The sequence below is a fragment of the Shewanella psychromarinicola genome, assembly GCF_003855155.1.
In the GTDB taxonomy this organism is placed as follows: Bacteria; Pseudomonadota; Gammaproteobacteria; order Enterobacterales; family Shewanellaceae; genus Shewanella; species Shewanella psychromarinicola.
On record NZ_CP034073.1, the window covers coordinates 2,759,880 to 2,777,356 of the forward strand.

Annotated in this window: 13 protein-coding genes, 14 tRNA genes and 1 pseudogene; 14 read left to right on the forward strand and 14 right to left on the reverse strand. The window is 41.5% G+C overall.

Features of this window, described 5'->3' with window-relative positions:
* Nucleotides 1–2 precede the first annotated feature (2 nt).
* Nucleotides 3–404: a YbaY family lipoprotein gene (locus tag EGC80_RS12075; protein ID WP_101030200.1), complete on the forward strand. Its 402-nt coding sequence runs from the start codon at nt 3–5 to the stop codon at nt 402–404.
* Nucleotides 405–506: 102 nt separating this feature from the next.
* Nucleotides 507–1,742 (forward strand): MFS transporter, encoded by a 1,236-nt coding sequence (locus EGC80_RS12080; protein WP_124013927.1) that lies wholly within the window; start codon nt 507–509, stop codon nt 1,740–1,742.
* A gap of 2 nt (nt 1,743–1,744) precedes the next feature.
* Here EGC80_RS12080 and EGC80_RS22715 read toward each other — a convergent pair.
* The 11 genes and pseudogenes from EGC80_RS22715 to gltX all read right to left on the reverse strand — a co-directional run.
* Nucleotides 1,745–1,925: pseudogene (locus EGC80_RS22715) on the reverse strand (response regulator); the annotation flags it as partial.
* A 19-nt stretch (nt 1,926–1,944) separates the two neighbouring features.
* Nucleotides 1,945–2,109, reverse strand: a complete 165-nt coding sequence (locus tag EGC80_RS12090) for a hypothetical protein (RefSeq protein WP_206191876.1) — start codon at nt 2,107–2,109, stop codon at nt 1,945–1,947.
* 431 nt (nt 2,110–2,540) lie between these two features.
* A tRNA-Ala gene (locus EGC80_RS12095) sits at nt 2,541–2,616 on the reverse strand.
* 32 nt (nt 2,617–2,648) lie between these two features.
* Nucleotides 2,649–2,724 (reverse strand) — tRNA-Glu (locus EGC80_RS12100).
* A 118-nt stretch (nt 2,725–2,842) separates the two neighbouring features.
* A tRNA-Glu gene (locus EGC80_RS12105) sits at nt 2,843–2,918 on the reverse strand.
* Nucleotides 2,919–3,216: 298 nt separating this feature from the next.
* Nucleotides 3,217–3,292, reverse strand: a tRNA-Glu gene (locus EGC80_RS12110).
* A gap of 296 nt (nt 3,293–3,588) precedes the next feature.
* Nucleotides 3,589–3,664, reverse strand: a tRNA-Glu gene (locus EGC80_RS12115).
* Nucleotides 3,665–3,782: 118 nt separating this feature from the next.
* Nucleotides 3,783–3,858 (reverse strand) — tRNA-Glu (locus EGC80_RS12120).
* A 118-nt stretch (nt 3,859–3,976) separates the two neighbouring features.
* A tRNA-Glu gene (locus EGC80_RS12125) sits at nt 3,977–4,052 on the reverse strand.
* Nucleotides 4,053–4,149: 97 nt separating this feature from the next.
* Nucleotides 4,150–4,225 (reverse strand) — tRNA-Ala (locus EGC80_RS12130).
* A 102-nt stretch (nt 4,226–4,327) separates the two neighbouring features.
* On the reverse strand, nt 4,328–5,737 hold the full coding sequence (gltX, locus tag EGC80_RS12135; RefSeq protein ID WP_124013654.1) for a glutamate--tRNA ligase: 1,410 nt from the start codon (nt 5,735–5,737) through the stop codon (nt 4,328–4,330).
* 257 nt (nt 5,738–5,994) lie between these two features.
* Here gltX and EGC80_RS12140 point away from each other — a divergent pair.
* From EGC80_RS12140 to EGC80_RS12165, 6 genes are all read left to right on the forward strand, one after another.
* Nucleotides 5,995–6,070, forward strand: a tRNA-Val gene (locus EGC80_RS12140).
* A gap of 40 nt (nt 6,071–6,110) precedes the next feature.
* Nucleotides 6,111–6,186, forward strand: a tRNA-Val gene (locus EGC80_RS12145).
* 28 nt (nt 6,187–6,214) lie between these two features.
* A tRNA-Val gene (locus EGC80_RS12150) sits at nt 6,215–6,290 on the forward strand.
* A gap of 41 nt (nt 6,291–6,331) precedes the next feature.
* Nucleotides 6,332–6,407: transfer RNA gene (locus EGC80_RS12155), tRNA-Val, on the forward strand.
* A 40-nt stretch (nt 6,408–6,447) separates the two neighbouring features.
* A tRNA-Val gene (locus EGC80_RS12160) sits at nt 6,448–6,523 on the forward strand.
* Between the two features lie 29 nt (nt 6,524–6,552).
* Nucleotides 6,553–6,628, forward strand: a tRNA-Val gene (locus EGC80_RS12165).
* Between the two features lie 215 nt (nt 6,629–6,843).
* Here the strand turns inward: EGC80_RS12165 and EGC80_RS12170 are convergent.
* On the reverse strand, nt 6,844–8,673 hold the full coding sequence (locus tag EGC80_RS12170) for an ABC transporter ATP-binding protein (RefSeq protein WP_124013653.1): 1,830 nt from the start codon (nt 8,671–8,673) through the stop codon (nt 6,844–6,846).
* 221 nt (nt 8,674–8,894) lie between these two features.
* Between EGC80_RS12170 and EGC80_RS12175 the strand changes: the two genes are divergently transcribed.
* From EGC80_RS12175 to sstT, 6 genes are all read left to right on the forward strand, one after another.
* Nucleotides 8,895–10,430: an AlkA N-terminal domain-containing protein gene (locus tag EGC80_RS12175; RefSeq protein WP_124013652.1), complete on the forward strand. Its 1,536-nt coding sequence runs from the start codon at nt 8,895–8,897 to the stop codon at nt 10,428–10,430.
* 4 nt (nt 10,431–10,434) lie between these two features.
* Nucleotides 10,435–10,986 carry a methylated-DNA--[protein]-cysteine S-methyltransferase gene (locus EGC80_RS12180; RefSeq protein ID WP_124013651.1) on the forward strand — a complete coding sequence of 184 codons (552 nt, stop codon included), beginning with the start codon at nt 10,435–10,437 and terminating at the stop codon, nt 10,984–10,986.
* A 71-nt stretch (nt 10,987–11,057) separates the two neighbouring features.
* On the forward strand, nt 11,058–12,344 hold the full coding sequence (locus tag EGC80_RS12185) for a DEAD/DEAH box helicase (protein ID WP_124013650.1): 1,287 nt from the start codon (nt 11,058–11,060) through the stop codon (nt 12,342–12,344).
* Between the two features lie 11 nt (nt 12,345–12,355).
* Complete coding sequence (locus tag EGC80_RS12190) at nt 12,356–12,835, forward strand: dual specificity protein phosphatase family protein (RefSeq protein WP_124013649.1); 480 nt, start codon at nt 12,356–12,358, stop codon at nt 12,833–12,835.
* Between the two features lie 524 nt (nt 12,836–13,359).
* On the forward strand, nt 13,360–14,262 hold the full coding sequence (locus tag EGC80_RS12195) for a chemotaxis protein (RefSeq protein WP_101030208.1): 903 nt from the start codon (nt 13,360–13,362) through the stop codon (nt 14,260–14,262).
* Nucleotides 14,263–14,763: 501 nt separating this feature from the next.
* Nucleotides 14,764–15,996 carry a serine/threonine transporter SstT gene (gene sstT / locus EGC80_RS12200; protein WP_124013648.1) on the forward strand — a complete coding sequence of 411 codons (1,233 nt, stop codon included), beginning with the start codon at nt 14,764–14,766 and terminating at the stop codon, nt 15,994–15,996.
* A gap of 75 nt (nt 15,997–16,071) precedes the next feature.
* Here the strand turns inward: sstT and EGC80_RS12205 are convergent, their stop codons facing one another.
* Together EGC80_RS12205 and EGC80_RS12210 are read right to left on the reverse strand one after the other, a co-directional pair.
* Entirely contained in the window at nt 16,072–16,725 is a 654-nt protein-coding gene (locus EGC80_RS12205) for an RluA family pseudouridine synthase (protein WP_124013647.1), read from the reverse strand.
* A 137-nt stretch (nt 16,726–16,862) separates the two neighbouring features.
* Nucleotides 16,863–17,468, reverse strand: a complete 606-nt coding sequence (locus EGC80_RS12210) for a protein disulfide oxidoreductase (RefSeq protein ID WP_124013646.1) — start codon at nt 17,466–17,468, stop codon at nt 16,863–16,865.
* Nucleotides 17,469–17,477 lie beyond the last annotated feature (9 nt).

Below are 17,477 nucleotides of genomic sequence, written 5' to 3' on the forward strand. Positions count from 1 at the left end.
ATATGATAATAATTAACAAAGGCATACAATTAGCGGTTGTCGCTTTGATTGCTATGATGTTACATGGATGTACGACAATCGAGCCTGAAAAACCCATTATTGTTAATGGTTATGCAGGATATGCAGAAAAAATTACCTTGCCAAAGGGTTGTAAAATCAATATTGCATTAATTGATTTCAATACCCCAGGGGCCATAATTGCTCAAAAAAACTTTGATATTGCCAGAGTGCCTGTTCCGTTTAAATTTAGCTTACCAGCAGGGCTAATTAGTCGTGGTGTCGATTATGGTGTGGTGGCGATGATCACTTACCAAGGTAATGCGATTTTTCAGACCTATGATAAGTTCCGTGTGATCAACAACGGTCAATTTACCACTCAAGTGTTAATGAAACGCGTTAAATAGCCGCTTCGTAACCTTGCTCACAAACTCTTATCCCCGCCATTGATTAATATACTCGGCGGGTAATAATCTTTTTCCTGCCCTATTTTGTTGTTTAGGTGGTCTATGACAGAGTTTACGCCAACGTTGCGCTCCCATGCTGAAACGCGCCTCATTTGGGCGTTGTGCTTAGCTTCTATGGTGATTTACATTAACTTGTACACATTGCAAGGTATGCTGCCGTCTATTGCGGAGCATTTTGATGTGTCGGGCGCACAAGCCACGTTAGTGTTGTCTGTGACTAGCTTTACCTTAGCTTTCTCGTTACTTTTCTATGCTTTGTTATCCGATAGAATTGGACGCTTAGCGCCCATTGTTATGAGTTTATGGTTGCTGGCAGCATCAAATATTTTATTGGCTTTTGCACAAAGCTTTGATGCTTTAGTGTGGGTTAGATTACTGCAAGGGATATTATTAGCAGCAGTGCCTGCTATTTCAATGGCCTATTTTAAAGAGCAGTTAGATCCAGTTTTTATGCTTAAAGCGGCTGCTGTGTACATAATGGCAAACAGCATTGGTGGCATTGCGGGTCGATTATTGGGGGGGTTAATGGCCCAATATTTATCGTGGCAATCTTCAATGGGATTAATTTTTATTGTGACATTCATGGGGGTTGCGTTTGTTACATACTTATTGCCACGTAGGGAGATTAAACCTTCTGTTATAAAGGAAAAAATTAATTGGCGCCGCAAAGCCAAACAAGATTTTAATGGTTTTATGTTCCATTTATCTGACACTCAAATGCGTTTGGCTTATATAATTGGCGGATTAGCATTTATGATGATGGTTAATCAGTTTAGCTTTATTCAGTTACATATTATGGCCGAACCTTATGGACTCAGTCGTTTTCAAGCCACATTAATCTTTCTATGCTACCTGAGTGGCACCTTTGCTGCTTGGCTGTCGGCTAAATGGATTGTACGATATGGGTCAATGCCGTTATTTAGAGTGGCATTATGCTTAATGGTTGCAGGCACATTATTAACCTTGGTGGATACCTTGACTGCGATTGTGGTCGGATTTTTGATTACCGCTTGCGGTTTTTTCTTAACTCATAGCTGCTGTAATTCGTTTGTGGCTATTCGTGCCACGAGTCACCGTGCTAAAGCGACGTCGTTGTATTTATGTTGCTATTATCTTGGTGCATCTTTAGGTGGGCCATATTTAATGTTGTTTTGGCATAAAGCTGAATGGAATGGCGTGGTAGTGGGCTCTATGAGTCTTTTGGTGTTGCTCCTAGTTACTATTTGGCGCTTAGGGAAACACCAAAAGCAAGTTATTGATGTTTCCGAAGTAGATTAACTCTCAATAAAGTCGTAAGCGCCATTTTTTGAGCGTCTACGACCATAGCCATATCACCAGACCGGTTAATAGTACCACTGGCAATTCAACGTCTTGTTGTTTCTGTTGTTGCAATAAACTCAAACCATCGAGTTGCGGCATATTAATATCATATATAGCAATGCCCAGCCAATTAGCGGTAAGTTAAAAATACTTTAACAACTTACTCACCGGGTAAACGCTGTTCTCTCAATTCTTCAAACTTAAGTGCTATTTGTTCTTTTGGCGTGCTTTCGGCCACGAGATGCGAAAAAGTAATTTCTATAGTGTCAGCAAAAACATTAAAACTCGCCGCGAAAACTGAAGCAATAGTTACTAGCTTAGCCATTGACTTTAGTGGCGGTGTAAAAGGTGATTGTTGATTTTTTTATGATAATTAGCTTCCTTTTTTTAGGGTTATATTTTCCTCAAGGAGCTGACTTGCTCTAGAACAAGTACGCCATAAATACTTATGAGGATAGATAATAAGAAGCAAGCATCTGGCCGTATGTTATTAATATGTAACTAATTGAGGTGTAATAGCTTTAATTTATATAGCTATGTGGGAAGTTATTTTGTGTGAGGATTGTCACGCAGCGAGAGATGGTCATGGTTGGAAAGTCATACGTTAGCGTTGATGGTGATGTTATAGGGTAGTGGTGGCTGAACAATATGAGTTTAAATGGATTAAATAAAGAGAATTATCAGGTAATAAAAAACCACCCGAAGGTGGTTTTTTATTAATGTCATATACTGAATATGCATTAGTTACCAAATATTTGGTGGAGCTACACGGGATCGAACCGTGGACCTCTTCACTGCCAGCGAAGCGCTCTCCCAGCTGAGCTATAGCCCCAAATTCTAGCTAATATAACTAAAATTTGAATATGGTATCCCATAGGGGATTCGAACCCCTGTTACCGCCGTGAAAGGGCGGTGTCCTAGGCCTCTAGACGAATGGGACACAGTTGATACGTTATACTCTGTACCGAGTGAATGCTCATCAATGTCTGTAGGCTAAACATCAACGCTTTATAGATCATCAAACAACTCTTTCGAATTATGTTCAACCATCTTAAATATGGTATCCCATAGGGGATTCGAACCCCTGTTACCGCCGTGAAAGGGCGGTGTCCTAGGCCTCTAGACGAATGGGACACAGTTGATACATTAAACTCTGTATCGAGTGAATACTCATTGGTGTCTGTAGGCTAAACATCAACGCTTAATTACCTATATTGAAATTCAAAACCCTAAGGATCCGAACCCCTGTTACCGCCGACTCTTTATAAACCAAAGTGGTCGATGTCCTAAGCGCTATTTCTAGACGAATGGGACACAGTTGATACGTTATACTCTGTATCGAGTGAATACTCATCAATGTCTGTAGGCTAAACATCAACGCTTTATAGATCATCAAACAACTCTTTCGAATTATGTTCAACCATCTTAAATATGGTATCCCATAGGGGATTCGAACCCCTGTTACCGCCGTGAAAGGGCGGTGTCCTAGGCCTCTAGACGAATGGGACACAGTTGATACGTTAAACTCTGTATCGAGTGAATACTCATTGGTGTCTGTAGGCTAAACACCAGTGCTAGTTACCTATAATGAAGAACAAACCCAAAGGCTCCGACTCCCTGTTACCGCCGACTCTTTATAAACCAAAGTGGGCGATGTCCTAAGCGCTATTTCTAGACGAATGGGACACAGTTGATACGTTAAACTCTGTATCGAGTGAATACTCGTCAATGTCTGTAGGCTAAACATCAACGCTTTATAGATCATCAAACAACTCTTTCGAATTATGTTCAACCATCTTAAATATGGTATCCCATAGGGGATTCGAACCCCTGTTACCGCCGTGAAAGGGCGGTGTCCTAGGCCTCTAGACGAATGGGACACAGTTGATACGTTATACTCTGTATCGAGTGAATACTCATCAATGTCTGTAGGCTAAACATCAACGCTTTATAGATCATCAAACAACTCTTTCGAATTATGTTCAACCATCTTAAATATGGTATCCCATAGGGGATTCGAACCCCTGTTACCGCCGTGAAAGGGCGGTGTCCTAGGCCTCTAGACGAATGGGACACAGTTGATACGTTAAACTCTGTATCGAGTGAATACTCATTGGTGTCTGTAGGCTAAACACCAACGCTTAATAGATCATCAAACAACTCTTTCGAATTATGTTCAACCATCTTAAATATGGTATCCCATAGGGGATTCGAACCCCTGTTACCGCCGTGAAAGGGCGGTGTCCTAGGCCTCTAGACGAATGGGACACAGTTGATACGTTATACTCTGTATCGAGTGAATACTCATCAATGTCTGTAGGCTAAACATTAATGCTAATTATCTAATTAAAGATGAACAAGTAAGTGGTGGAGCTACACGGGATCGAACCGTGGACCTCTTCACTGCCAGCGAAGCGCTCTCCCAGCTGAGCTATAGCCCCTCTTACTTAATGCTTTTGAATATGCTACCAGAATAACCTGACATCATGTCTCAACTGCGAGGCGCATTCTATGCAGCATACCCAAAAGTGTCAACTCGTTTTTTAGGAATTTATTCTATTTGCTACAAATTCAATCGCTTTGGATATTCTTTGCGCAGATCTTTCTTTTCCGATTAAGAACAAGGTTAAATCTAACGCTGGAGACTGTCCTGCGCCTGTAACCGCAACACGTAACGGCATGCCAACTTTACCCATACCAACATCAAGTTCCGTGGCAGTGGCTTCGATAGCGTGGTGAATATTCTCTACACTCCAATCATTTAGTTCAGATAACTTTTGATTGAACAATGTTAAAGGCTCTAGTGCCACACCTCGTAAGTGCTTTTTAGCTTGTGCTTCGTCGAAATCGCTAAAATCTTCATAGAAATAGCGACTAGAAGCGGCTAACTCTTTTAATGTTTTAGCGCGTTCAGATAATGCAGTCACAATTTCCGTTAACGCAGGGCCATTACTGATATCAATTTTTTGGTCATCCATGTGCCACTGTAAATGTGTTGCTACATAAACAGGATCAAGTGACTTTATATAATGCTGATTTAACCAAATTAGCTTATCGGTATTAAAAGCAGAAGCCGCCTTATTGATATCATCTAATTTAAACAGCGTTTTCAACTCTTCCATTGAAAATACTTCTTGATCGCCATGTGACCAACCTAAACGAACCAGATAATTTAATAGTGCTTCAGGTAAATAACCATCATCACGATATTGCATCACACCTACAGCACCATGACGCTTAGATAACTTGGCACCATCGTCACCTAAAATCATCGATACATGGGCATATTCAGGAATTGGAGCACCTAGTGCTTTAAGGATGTTGATTTGGCGTGGAGTATTATTGATATGATCTTCACCACGAACAACGCAAGTAATGCCCATATCCCAGTCATCAACGACAACACAGAAGTTGTAAGTAGGAACACCATCGGTGCGCTTAATGATTAAATCATCAAGCATATCATTTGAAATTTCGATGCGCCCACGAACGTGATCATCAAATATCACACTGCCTTCGGCGGGGTTTTTAAAGCGAACAACAAAAGGCTCGTCAGTATCACGAGGAGCAAGGTTTCGACAGCAACCGTCGTATTTTTGTTGTAAACCCTGTGCCGATTGCTCTTCACGCATTTTTTCAACACGTTCACGTGTGCAATAGCATTTGTACGCAGAGCCATTATCTAGCATTTGCTCAATAATTTCGTTGTAACGATCAAAACGCTTAGTCTGATAATAAGGACCCTCATCCCAAGTCAAACCTAACCAGTTCATACCATCAAGAATAGCATCACAGGCTTCTTGAGTTGAACGTTCAATGTCTGTGTCTTCAATACGCAGTACGAATTCACCATTATTAGCACGTGCGTGTAACCATGAATACAGAGCAGTACGGGCACCACCTACATGAAGAAAACCTGTTGGACTTGGGGCAAAACGCGTCTTAGTTGTCATAATCGGACACTAACCTATTTATAAACGTCTATAAAAAGACAAACAAAAAAATGTAGCGTCATTCTAACAGTCTAACTGAGTAGTTGAAATGGCGGACGCGTAAACCTAAGGCGGTTTTTGAATTTTCTTTATTATTAAACTCAATCTCTTGTTTAACAAAGCATCAAAGCGAACAATTTTAGCTCGACTGACATTTTTTTAAATAAAAAGCGTTGACAGGCTTTGCTCGCTCCCTATAATACTGCCCCACACAGCGAGGTCGATTAGCTCAGCTGGGAGAGCACCTCCCTTACAAGGAGGGGGTCACTGGTTCGAGCCCAGTATCGACCACCATGATTTTATTTATGAAGTCAATGTTGTTAATTATATCCCAGGTCGCTTAGCTCAGCTGGGAGAGCACCTCCCTTACAAGGAGGGGGTCACTGGTTCGAGCCCAGTAGCGACCACCATATAATTAACTAAACTGTTAGAGTCTCAGGTCGCTTAGCTCAGCTGGGAGAGCACCTCCCTTACAAGGAGGGGGTCACTGGTTCGAGCCCAGTAGCGACCACCATTTCTCTCATAGAGTGGTGGACTTGAAAGTAAAATATCCCAGGTCGCTTAGCTCAGCTGGGAGAGCACCTCCCTTACAAGGAGGGGGTCACTGGTTCGAGCCCAGTAGCGACCACCATATTTTACACGCTTTTTTACAAAAATAGATTGATATCCCAGGTCGCTTAGCTCAGCTGGGAGAGCACCTCCCTTACAAGGAGGGGGTCACTGGTTCGAGCCCAGTAGCGACCACCATATCAATTTAGATTTTGCGTTATATCCCAGGTCGCTTAGCTCAGCTGGGAGAGCACCTCCCTTACAAGGAGGGGGTCACTGGTTCGAGCCCAGTAGCGACCACCATATAGCTTTACTGTTAATCTCATCAAATTATCTCGCTGCATCTATTAAACCCCCTAAGCTTTACCATTTTTTTGTACATCAATTATTTTTGTTAATTGCTAAGTCTCTAATGTAGATGTTTTTGTTGGATTGGGTTATCTCGGCAAACCGCAATAAAAAACCACTCAAAGTTGAGTGGCTCTTATTAGTTTTATTTTAATAATTTAAGTACTTAATTAATCTAACCCTAAAAACCCTCCAGTTTGATGGGCCCAGAGTTGCGCATAGATGCCACTGGCATTAATGAGCTCTTGATGGGTTCCTTGTTCAACAACACAGCCTTGATCCAATACAATGAGTCTATCCATAGCCGCAATCGTTGACAGTCGATGCGCTATTGCTATCACGGTTTTGCCTTCCATTAATTCATAAAAGGATTCTTGAATCGCTGCTTCAACTTCAGAATCGAGTGCTGAGGTTGCCTCATCAAGCAATAAAATCGGCGCGTTTTTTAATAATACACGTGCAATGGCAATTCGTTGACGTTGACCACCTGAGAGTTTTACTCCACGTTCGCCAACTTGAGCGTCAAGACCTTTATTACCAAATGGGTCAGTTAAATTTTCAATAAACTCTGCCGCTTGTGCTTGAGTGATTGCCGCCATTAATTGTTCATCACTTGCATGGGGATCGCCGTACAAGATGTTTTCACGAATTGAACGGTGCAATAACGACGTATCCTGAGTCACCATACCAATATTGGCGCGTAATGAATCTTGGCGAATATCCGTTATTGGTTGATTATCAATGAGTATTTCACCTTTTTCCACATCATGGAAACGCATTAGTAAGTTCACTAAGGTCGACTTTCCTGCGCCTGAACGTCCAACCAGACCGACTTTTTCCCCCGCTTTAATGTTCAGGTTTAGCTGCTCAATAACGCCCGTTTTCTCGCCATAATGAAAACAAACTTGATTAAAGTCTATTTTACCTTGATTAACAACAATGTCTTTGGCGTCGGGTTTATCTTGGATAGCAATGGGTTTAGATAGCGTATTCATACCATCGGTCGCCGTGCCAATATTTTCAAAAAGTGAGCTGATTTCCCACATGATCCATTGTGACATGCCATTTAAACGCAACGCTAAACTCACGGCTATGGCAATGGCGCCAACCGTAATCGCACTGTCAGCCCATAACCAAATAGACACTGCGGTGATGGTAAATGCTAAAAGGTAATTGATGATTTGTACCAAAACATTAATTATCGTCACCAAACGCATTTGGCCATAAACGGTTTTTAAGAAACGCGTCATACTATCTTGGGCATAGTCGGCTTCTTGGGTGGTATGTGAGAACAGTTTTACGGTTGAAATGTTGGTATAACTGTCAACAATACGCCCTGTCATCGTTGAACGAGCATCGGCTTGTTCTGTGGATATTGCTTTTAGCTTTGGCACTAATTTCCATTGAATCAAGATATAAGCAGCCAACCATAGGAGCATGGGTAACACTAAGCGCACATCAGCAGCGGCAATCATCACGAGCATAGACGTGAAATACACTAAAATATACATCAGTACGTCCAGCAATTTCATTACCGTTTCACGTACCGCAAGCGAGGTTTGCATGACCTTTGTGGCTATTCGTCCAGCAAAGTCATCTTGATAGAAAGAAATACTCTGTTTGAGTAAATAACGATGCGCTTGCCAGCGAATGGCCATGGGGAAGTTACCCAAAAGCGTCTGGTGCACGATAGACGAATGTAGCCAAACAATCACAGGAATGACCACTAAGACAACCACCGACATGGTAATTAACGTCGTGCTTTCATCTTGCCACAAAGTTTGCGGGTTTTTGGTCACTAACCAATCGACTAATTTGCCCATAAAGCCAAACAGTGATACCTCCAACATCGCCAGCACCGCCGTAAGCACCGACATGATAATTAATGGCCTACCAAATCCGCGGGTATAATGGCGGCAAAATGCATATAAGGTATTGGGTGGCTGACTCGGTTCTTCTTGTGGTAATGCTTGGGTCAATGATTCAAAAAATTTAAACATCTAATGCTCTAACTTCATGGTGATAGTTCTGCTGACTAGGATAACGTAAAATGGCCAAATGTAATCGGTTAAATTGTTACATGATACGAAACGATTGAGTTCCGTTTTCCGCTAGTCGTGGTGGTTGTGTTTCGGTAAAGTAATCACTTAAGTACGCAGTGCAGGGAAAATGGTTCAGTTTTCGATTGAACCTGATTAACGTAAAGAGGCTAGCGAGACTAATGGTACAGATCCACAGCGATTGTAATGTTGCAGCACAGATTTGCCGGCAGGCTAGATTAAGTCGTGACGCTCGCTTTGATGGTCAATTTTTTACAGGGGTGCTAACTACAGGTATCTATTGTCGATCAATTTGTCCCGCGCCTGCGCCTTATGAGAAAAATGTGCGTTACTTTGATTCTGCTGTAAAAGCAGCTAATGCTGGACTGAGGCCTTGCCTTCGATGTCGACCAGATAGTGCACCAAGCTCATTTGCGTGGTTAGGGACTCAAACAACGTTAATGCGGGCAATAAAGTTGATTGAGCAAGGCTTTTTAAAAGGCGACAATCCAGGAACTGTGGTCAAGCTGGCAGAGAAACTAGGTATTAGCAGTCGGTATTTGAATAAACTCTTTAGCCAAGGATTGGGTACATCCCCTAAACGCTTTGCGTTGTACCAACAGTTGATGTTTGCCAAACAGTTATTGCACCAAACACCATTATCGATGACTGAAGTTGCCATGGCTGCGGGTTTTAATAGCATCAGGCGGTTTAATGAAATATTTAAACAAGAATTACGATTAACCCCAAGTGATTTACGCCAGAAAAGTCGATCCTCAACGAATGTTATTCACCCTCACAAAGATAACCACGTGAGTACTTATATTAAACCAATAACATTAGCATTAGCCTACAGACCACCCCTCAATTGGGCGAAGATGTTGGCTTTTTATGCCTTTCGCCAAGTCGACAATATGGAAGTAATTGATGATATTTCTGGCCGTTATGGTCGAACGTTTTCATTTGATGGCGTGGAGGGTTTTTTTTACATTTCAGCTCATAAAGATAAACCCCAACTTGATGTGAGTATTTACTTAGTTGATGCCAATGATATTAAGTTTTTACACAATATAGTGTTGCAACTTCGTCGCATGTTCGATTTAAATGCCGACATGGATATAATCCAGCAGGCATTATTACCCATCATCGAATTAGGAGCCAAAATTGATAGTGGTTTGCGTATTCCTGCCGCGGGTAGTGTGTTTGAAGCTGCTTGTCGAGCCGTTTTAGGGCAACAAGTGAGTGTCCTGCAAGCGACTAAATTATTAAATTTGCTGGTCGAGCATTATGGTACCTCACTGGTAATTGATGGTAAAACTTGGCGATTATTCCCGACAGCAGAAGCAATCGCTAAGGCATCATTAGATGAACTTAACATGCCTGGTGCGCGAAAATTAGCCTTAAATGCCTTGGGGGAATTTGTGCATCAACACCCAGATTCTATGCCTGATGATTGGCTTGCGGTAAAAGGTATTGGCCCGTGGACAGTTGCTTACGTTAACATGCGAGGCTTGAGCGATCCTGATGTTTTTTTGAGCTCTGACTTAGTCATTAAAAATCGCCTGCATGCGTTACATGAGCAATTGGGTAAAGCCATTGAAACACCTAAATCATACCTAAATATTGCCGCTGAGATCGCAAAACAAGCATCACCGTGGGGCAGTTACTTAACATTTCAGCTTTGGGATAACGATCCTGTTATTGCAAAAAAAGGATAATATTATGCCCCAATTTGCCTTACCTAAGCGTCACGCTTTAGTGACAAGTCCTGTTGGTTTACTCTCGCTTAAAGCCTCTGAGCATGGGTTAACGCATTTACAGGTTGAGGATCTCGTTCAAATAAGTTCAACAGTAGAAATTCAAACTCAAGTTACATTGCAGCAAAGTGGCATAGTGCATGCTCAAACTTTACTGTTACAGGCTCAGCGACACATTGATGAAACTGTGTTCCAGTTAGCTGAGTATTTCGCTAAGCAAAGGCAACAATTTGATGTGACCTTAGCGCCGAAAGGGACAGTGTTTCAACAAGAGGTTTGGCAAGCATTGAGTCAATTAACATTCGGTCAGCGTTGCAGTTACAGTGATATCGCTAATACTATTGGGCGACCTAAAGCCGTTAGAGCTGTGGGGGCTGCAAATGGTGCTAATCCAATTGCCATTATCGTCCCATGTCATCGGGTGATAGGCAAAGGTGGTAAGCTCACAGGTTATGCTTATGGGCTCGACATGAAGCAATGGCTACTCGACCTAGAAGGGATTGACGAAATTAACTGATTTATCTGACTGCTGCGCCAAAGTACGTTAAAATGACCGATTGATAACCTTTTTTTGAGCGCATTTGATACATGACCCAAGCTTCTTTAGTCACGACTTTTGCTGAATTTGGCCTGCATACCCCATTGTTGGCAAGATTAGCTGAGCTTAATTATATTCAGCCTACACCAATCCAAGCTGAAACCATTCCCAGTACGCTAACCGGTAAAGACTTACTGGCGGGTGCGAATACAGGCTCAGGTAAAACAGCGGCTTTTGCTCTGCCGATTTTACATCAATTAATGAATCGTCGGGCAACATCATCTGCTAAAGGTAATTTTGTGAGTGCATTAGTCTTGGTACCCACACGGGAATTAGCCAAGCAAGTTGCTGACAGCTTTAAATCCTATGCGGTTCATTTAAATGGTGACATTAAAGTGGTTGCTGCATTTGGTGGCGTATCGGTCAACACTCAAATGTTAGCATTGCGTGGCGGCGCGGATGTGGTAGTGGCAACCCCAGGCCGTTTACTCGATTTAGTCTCTTCTAATGCACTCAGGTTGTCTCAAGTGTCAACGTTGGTGCTTGATGAAGCTGACCGTATGCTAAGTCTTGGTTTTACTGAAGAATTGACTCAAGTACTCAACTTCCTCCCTAAGCAAAAACAAACGTTATTGTTTTCAGCGACTTTTCCTGATGAAGTTCGTCAATTAACGCAAGCGTTGTTAGTGGACCCACTTGAGATACAATTACAAAGCGCTGAGACGAGTACCTTAGTGCAGCGTGTAATGACGGTTAACCGTGAAAAAAAGACGGCATTACTTGCACACTTGCTACAACAACATCAATGGCGCCAAGTATTGATCTTTGTTAGTGCCAAAAATAGTTGTAATCATTTAGCTGAAAAATTAGCTAAACGTGGTATCACTGCAGAAGTCTTTCATGGTGATAAAGCCCAAGGCGCGCGAAGTCGGGTATTAGACGGTTTTAAAGCGGGTGAGATTCAAGTACTCATTGCGACAGACATTGCTGCCCGTGGTCTCGATATTGAAAAATTACCTGTGGTAATTAATTTTGACTTACCGCGCAGCCCAGCAGATTATATGCATCGAATTGGTCGCAGTGGACGTGCGGGAGAAATTGGTTTAGCGTTGACCTTATTGTCTCATGACGAGTATCATCACTTCTGTGTAATCGAGAAGAAAAACAAAATTCGCCTTGAACGTGAACAAGTTAACGGATTTGAGGCTGATGATGTTGTGCCTGAAACCGTACTCGAACAACCTAAACCAATGGCTAAGCCAGAAGGTAGTGGTAAAAAAAAGCGCAAAAAAGTAGCCTCCGTTAATATTGGTATTTGGGCTAAGAAATCTGATTAGTAGTAGGTAATATGAAAGATATTTTTTGGTTAGTTGATAAGCAAGTCGCAGGCCGTAGTGGTCCAAACAAAGATGCATGGGACTTAGCTGAATTAAAGCAAGCTGGTTTTGCTGCTATCGCATCATTAAATAATGGTGAAGGTTGTGATGTCGATGCTATGGCAGAATTAGGCTTGCGTCATAAAGTGTTTAATTTACCTGATAATATGCCACCTAAACCACAAGATTTAGCCATTTGTGCTGAGGTATTACCTCAGGTATTAGCATTCATTCGTGAATGTGAAAGTGAGCAAAAGGCAATATTATTGCACTGCAGTTCGGGAATTAATCGTACTCAAATGGTGATGGCTTATTATTTGATGGAAAACGGTGCCGCCCCTTTGCATGCTGTTAGCCAAGTCAGAAATGCCTGCGGGTTAGCGTTTGATGCTGAAGGCTGGGATCAATTTGTTTATGACGTGCTTTACGAACTGCAAGCCGCTTCGAACTGATTTATTTGAGTTTTAGCCTCATAGTTTTAGATCTCATAGTTTTAGATCTCATATTATTAGGGAGACAATTGATTGGATCTGTAACTGATTAAATCAATTGACTCCCTTTGTTGTTTTTACCGAACATCTCCACATTCCCGAATGTTATATTCAGCCTTCTATCCGATATTCATCGGCAGTTAAGCTTATTACAGTGGCCGTGATGATTTACATTGTAGGCGGCGGAACATCTCAACCATTATCGACTATGCCCGTTACACTGGCTGTTTGCCGAGAAAAGAGCATTAAATACTACAAGCCTGTTTTATATTGCGAGTAAGCGATATCTCTTTTACCAACAGTGGGGCTTGATTGAGTGTAAATCGAATATCGTCTAGTAATAGCTGCATTGATTATCGGATGAATTGCTAATTTTGTGATTTATAATGATATTTGCAGATAAAATAGCTGGCTAAAGTTAGTCTATATTCTGACGATAAATGCTATAGTGAAGCTTATTTCAGTCTTCAGATGAAGGAGTAGTGATGAGTCCGAAAACGAGCAAAGCGAATCAATCGCAGGGTCTATTACTTTTTAAGTTAAATCAAACACAACTGTTTGCTTTAGGTACTTTAAAAATTCGTGAACTTGTGCCGTTTACTCCTTTAAATAAAATTCTGCACTCCCACTCTTCCATTATGGGTGCAGCCACTATTCGGGGGATAACTATTCCGGTTATCGATATGGCTGCTGCCATTGGTTATAAACCTGTGACCGAACAAGAGCGTAAAGATTGCCACATCATTATTACTGATTGCCAGCGAATGGTGATAGGTTTTCTTGTGCGTTCAATCGATAAAATTATTGAGTGTAACTGGCGTAATATCGAGGCGCCTTCCAGCAACTTAGGTAAAAATGCCTTTCTAACTGGTGTAACTCGTTTTGATGATCAGTTAGTTCAATTACTGGATGTCGAATTGTTACTATCAAAAATCTTTCCTGATGATCCTCTTCGTAATCGAGCCATATTAACCGATGTTCAACGTGAAAAATTAACACCATTACAAATTTTACTGGTGGATGACTCAAAAGTGGCCCGTAAACAGCTGTCTGATGCACTAGACTCGATTAACATTGCCTATCAAGTGACGGCAGATGGTCGCGACGCACTAGATATTATGCAACAAGCCGCTACAGACCGAAAACCAATTGATTTACTGGTGAGTGATATTGAAATGCCTGGTCTTGATGGTTATGAATTAGCCTTTGAGGTTAAAAATAATCCCGAAATTGAACACGCGTACATAATTTTACATACATCATTATCCAGCGAAATTAGTGTCAGCCAAGCTAAACAGGTCGGAGCCAATGAGGCATTAACTAAGTTTGATGCTCAAGAGTTAATTGAAGCGATGCTTAGAGGCGCTCATGCATTGCAGTCTGCTTAATATTTAATAGTTGTTTCACTGTTAGTCTTTCATGGCTTTTAACATTGATAATAAGTTAGCATCAAAAAAAGTGCAACCATTAAATTAACGTTTACTTTGCGAACGATGGTTGAATTTTTTTACTCATTTGGCATCAAGACTAGACTTATTACACACCATCCTGATATACAGCTATAAGGCTTTTACAGTGTCAGTATATTCGATGTTCACAAGGTAATGCTTAACGTTAATGAGGGAGTGCTATCCCTGAAAACGAATTGATTGAAGTGTATTTATTGAGTGTGAGTTAATTTCACATCAATAAGTAAAATGAGCAGGGTGTTTTCAGTAATAGCATTGTTATTATCGATAATGTCATGAGTATCGTAGCATACGTGTTATATCACTATATGTTGTAAGGTGGTTAATGTGGATGTTACCAGTATTGTGATGTTTCCTTTTTAAAGATAAGCAAAATCTTGATCATAAAAAGCCATAAATATAATAATCATAGGTTAAACAATGAATCAAAAAAAATCACTGTTAGCTCGTATCGCTAGCGGTAGCCTTGTGCTACAAATTATCAGCGGGATCATTTTGGGCGTGATTCTGGCAAGTATTTCAACAACGGGTGCCAATAGTGTGGCTTTTCTGGGCTCACTCTTTGTGGGTGCACTGAAAGCCATTGCGCCGATTCTGGTTTTTGTTCTGGTTGCATCATCGATTGCCAATCAAAAGAAAAATAGTCAAACCAATATGCGCCCGATTATTATGTTATATCTTCTGGGTACCTTTGCTGCGGCATTAACGGCGGTATTATTCAGTTTTGCGTTTCCAACCACCTTACTGCTAACCGCAGGCATTGAAGGCTCTAATCCTCCTCAAGGGATTGGCGAAGTTATTAATACCTTATTATTTAAAATTGTCGATAATCCGGTTAACGCATTAGTAACGGGTAATTATATTGGTATTTTAGTATGGGGAGCAGGCTTAGGGATAACCATGCATCATGCCAGTGACAGCACCAAGCAAATGCTTTCAGATGTCAGTGACGCTGTATCAAATATTGTCCGCTTTGTGATCCGTCTAGCGCCGATAGGTATTTTTGGCTTAGTGGCTGCTACGTTTGCCGAAACAGGTTTTGAAGCACTAGCAGGTTACGGCCAGTTACTCATGGTACTCGTGGGCTCTATGTTATTTATTGCCTTGGTTGTTAACCCAATTATCGTTTATGCCAAAATCAAACGTAACCCTTATCCCTTAGTGTTTAAGTGTTTACGCGGTAGTGGTGTTACGGCATTTTTTACTCGTTCAAGTGCTGCCAATATCCCGGTCAATATGGCCTTGTGTGAAGAGCTAAAACTGCATAAAGACACTTATTCGGTATCGATTCCATTAGGTGCCACCATCAATATGGGCGGCGCTGCTATCACCATTACGGTATTAACCTTAGCTGCAGCTCATACTTTAGGTATCGAAGTTGATTTTATGACGGCATTGTTATTGAGTTTGATGGCTTCTGTTTCAGCTTGCGGTGCTTCAGGTGTTGCGGGTGGTTCGCTATTATTAATCCCACTGGCGTGTAGCTTGTTTGGTATTTCTAATGATGTTGCGATGCAAGTTGTGGCTGTCGGATTTATCATTGGTGTGATCCAAGATTCTGCAGAAACCGCATTAAATAGTTCTACTGATGTGATCTTTACTGCTGCAGCGTGTGAAGCTGCTGAAGCAAAAGAGGCCTCTCAAGCCGGCTAATATTGTAAAGATATATTGATTGAAGAAATGCCGACGCGATTGAGTCGGCATTTTTTTCATTTAATTAGCTGCGAATTAAAATGGATGCTGACTAAAGAAAGTCATCTCGACTTGGCTGTAAGGGTGGGTAATCGTTAGCAATTGCGCATGTAAATTTAAGCGCTTACTGGCATTAATTGTCTCCGTATCGCCATAAAACTCATCCCCTAAAATGGCATGACCAAGCGACAGCATATGAACCCTAAGTTGGTGAGTGCGACCAGTGTGCGGTTTCAGTTCCATCAAGGTTGACTGTGGCCTATGTTCAAGCACTTGGAAGTAGGTCAACGCAGCTTTGCCAGAGTCGGTGAGCATTTGGAATGGTGGCGAATCAGGATTAGGCCCAATGGAGACGTTTACTTTGCCTTGTTGTTCATTGACGTAGCCCATGACTTCGGCAATATACACTTTTTTAGCTTGGCGATTTTGAAATTGAATTTTTAAATGCGATTCTGCTTTTTTAGTTCGAGCAAAAATCATGATCCCAGAAGTGTCACAATCTAAGCGATGGATCAGAATGGCTTCAGGATAGCTTTGTTGCAAGCGAGTGATTGCCGTATCGTGTGTGTCAGGTGAACGTCCTGGATTTGATAATAGGCCTGAAGGTTTATTGATGACGATAATGTCACGGTCTTTATAGCGTATGTCCAACCATGGGATCGAAGGAGGTTGATAAGTAAAGATGTGCATTATGAGTTATTCTCTTTAATTGAGTCAGATTCAGGTATTCGTATTACGAAAAATTAACGTCGCCAATACTACCGCCGCGAATACTAACAAAGTTTTACTCATAACAAAAAATCAATTGTCCAGTTGAACAGAGGCGTTTAACTAAAGGCGGGTGACCAAGTCGCTAACCACAAGCGCAATGACATTCCCCAACCGCTGGTCACGCCTGAGGTAACAAAACGGATATTATTGTTGGTATCAATGATATAAATAGCGGGTAAAGCCATTGCACCCCATTGTTGGCTTAATAACGCAGCCTGAGGTTGGTATTGTTGATTGATCACTTCAAAATCATAATGATGTTGTTGCATAAAGCGACTAATTTCAACATCAGATCCTGAAGCTACCGCAATGGAAATAACCTGATAATCTTGATTAAGATTAACCGAGTTGACCATAGGAGAGGTCACTTTGCATACCGGACACCAAGTACCCCAAAAATAGATCAAGGTGGGTTTATTGTTGGTATTCATCGGTCTGATATTTATTTGCGTGTTAGTAGAGGTTGAGGTAAACAATGATATGGGTTTATTGGCTATCGTGTGGGCTTGAATTGGCGTGGCGATACCTGTTCGCATATCTCGTTGTAAATAACTGGCAAGCGTGAACAATACCACTGCGATGAGTATTATATCGCGAAGGCTAGTTAGCCAAAACCGCCCGGATGTGAGTGTGGATTTTAGGTTAGTTAACCATGATGTCATACTTAATTA

What these genes read in the sequence shown, in the direction of transcription:
- EGC80_RS12075 (WP_101030200.1), top strand. Translation starts at nt 3, where the DNA reads ATGATAATAATTAACAAAGGCATACAATTAGCGGTTGTCGCTTTGATT.
- EGC80_RS12080 (WP_124013927.1), top strand. Translation starts at nt 507, where the DNA reads ATGACAGAGTTTACGCCAACGTTGCGCTCCCATGCTGAAACGCGCCTC.
- EGC80_RS12090 (WP_206191876.1), bottom strand. Translation starts at nt 2,109, where the DNA reads ATGGCTAAGCTAGTAACTATTGCTTCAGTTTTCGCGGCGAGTTTTAAT.
- gltX (WP_124013654.1), bottom strand. Translation starts at nt 5,737, where the DNA reads ATGACAACTAAGACGCGTTTTGCCCCAAGTCCAACAGGTTTTCTTCAT.
- EGC80_RS12170 (WP_124013653.1), bottom strand. Translation starts at nt 8,673, where the DNA reads ATGTTTAAATTTTTTGAATCATTGACCCAAGCATTACCACAAGAAGAA.
- EGC80_RS12175 (WP_124013652.1), top strand. Translation starts at nt 8,895, where the DNA reads ATGGTACAGATCCACAGCGATTGTAATGTTGCAGCACAGATTTGCCGG.
- EGC80_RS12180 (WP_124013651.1), top strand. Translation starts at nt 10,435, where the DNA reads ATGCCCCAATTTGCCTTACCTAAGCGTCACGCTTTAGTGACAAGTCCT.
- EGC80_RS12185 (WP_124013650.1), top strand. Translation starts at nt 11,058, where the DNA reads ATGACCCAAGCTTCTTTAGTCACGACTTTTGCTGAATTTGGCCTGCAT.
- EGC80_RS12190 (WP_124013649.1), top strand. Translation starts at nt 12,356, where the DNA reads ATGAAAGATATTTTTTGGTTAGTTGATAAGCAAGTCGCAGGCCGTAGT.
- EGC80_RS12195 (WP_101030208.1), top strand. Translation starts at nt 13,360, where the DNA reads ATGAGTCCGAAAACGAGCAAAGCGAATCAATCGCAGGGTCTATTACTT.
- sstT (WP_124013648.1), top strand. Translation starts at nt 14,764, where the DNA reads ATGAATCAAAAAAAATCACTGTTAGCTCGTATCGCTAGCGGTAGCCTT.
- EGC80_RS12205 (WP_124013647.1), bottom strand. Translation starts at nt 16,725, where the DNA reads ATGCACATCTTTACTTATCAACCTCCTTCGATCCCATGGTTGGACATA.
- EGC80_RS12210 (WP_124013646.1), bottom strand. Translation starts at nt 17,468, where the DNA reads ATGACATCATGGTTAACTAACCTAAAATCCACACTCACATCCGGGCGG.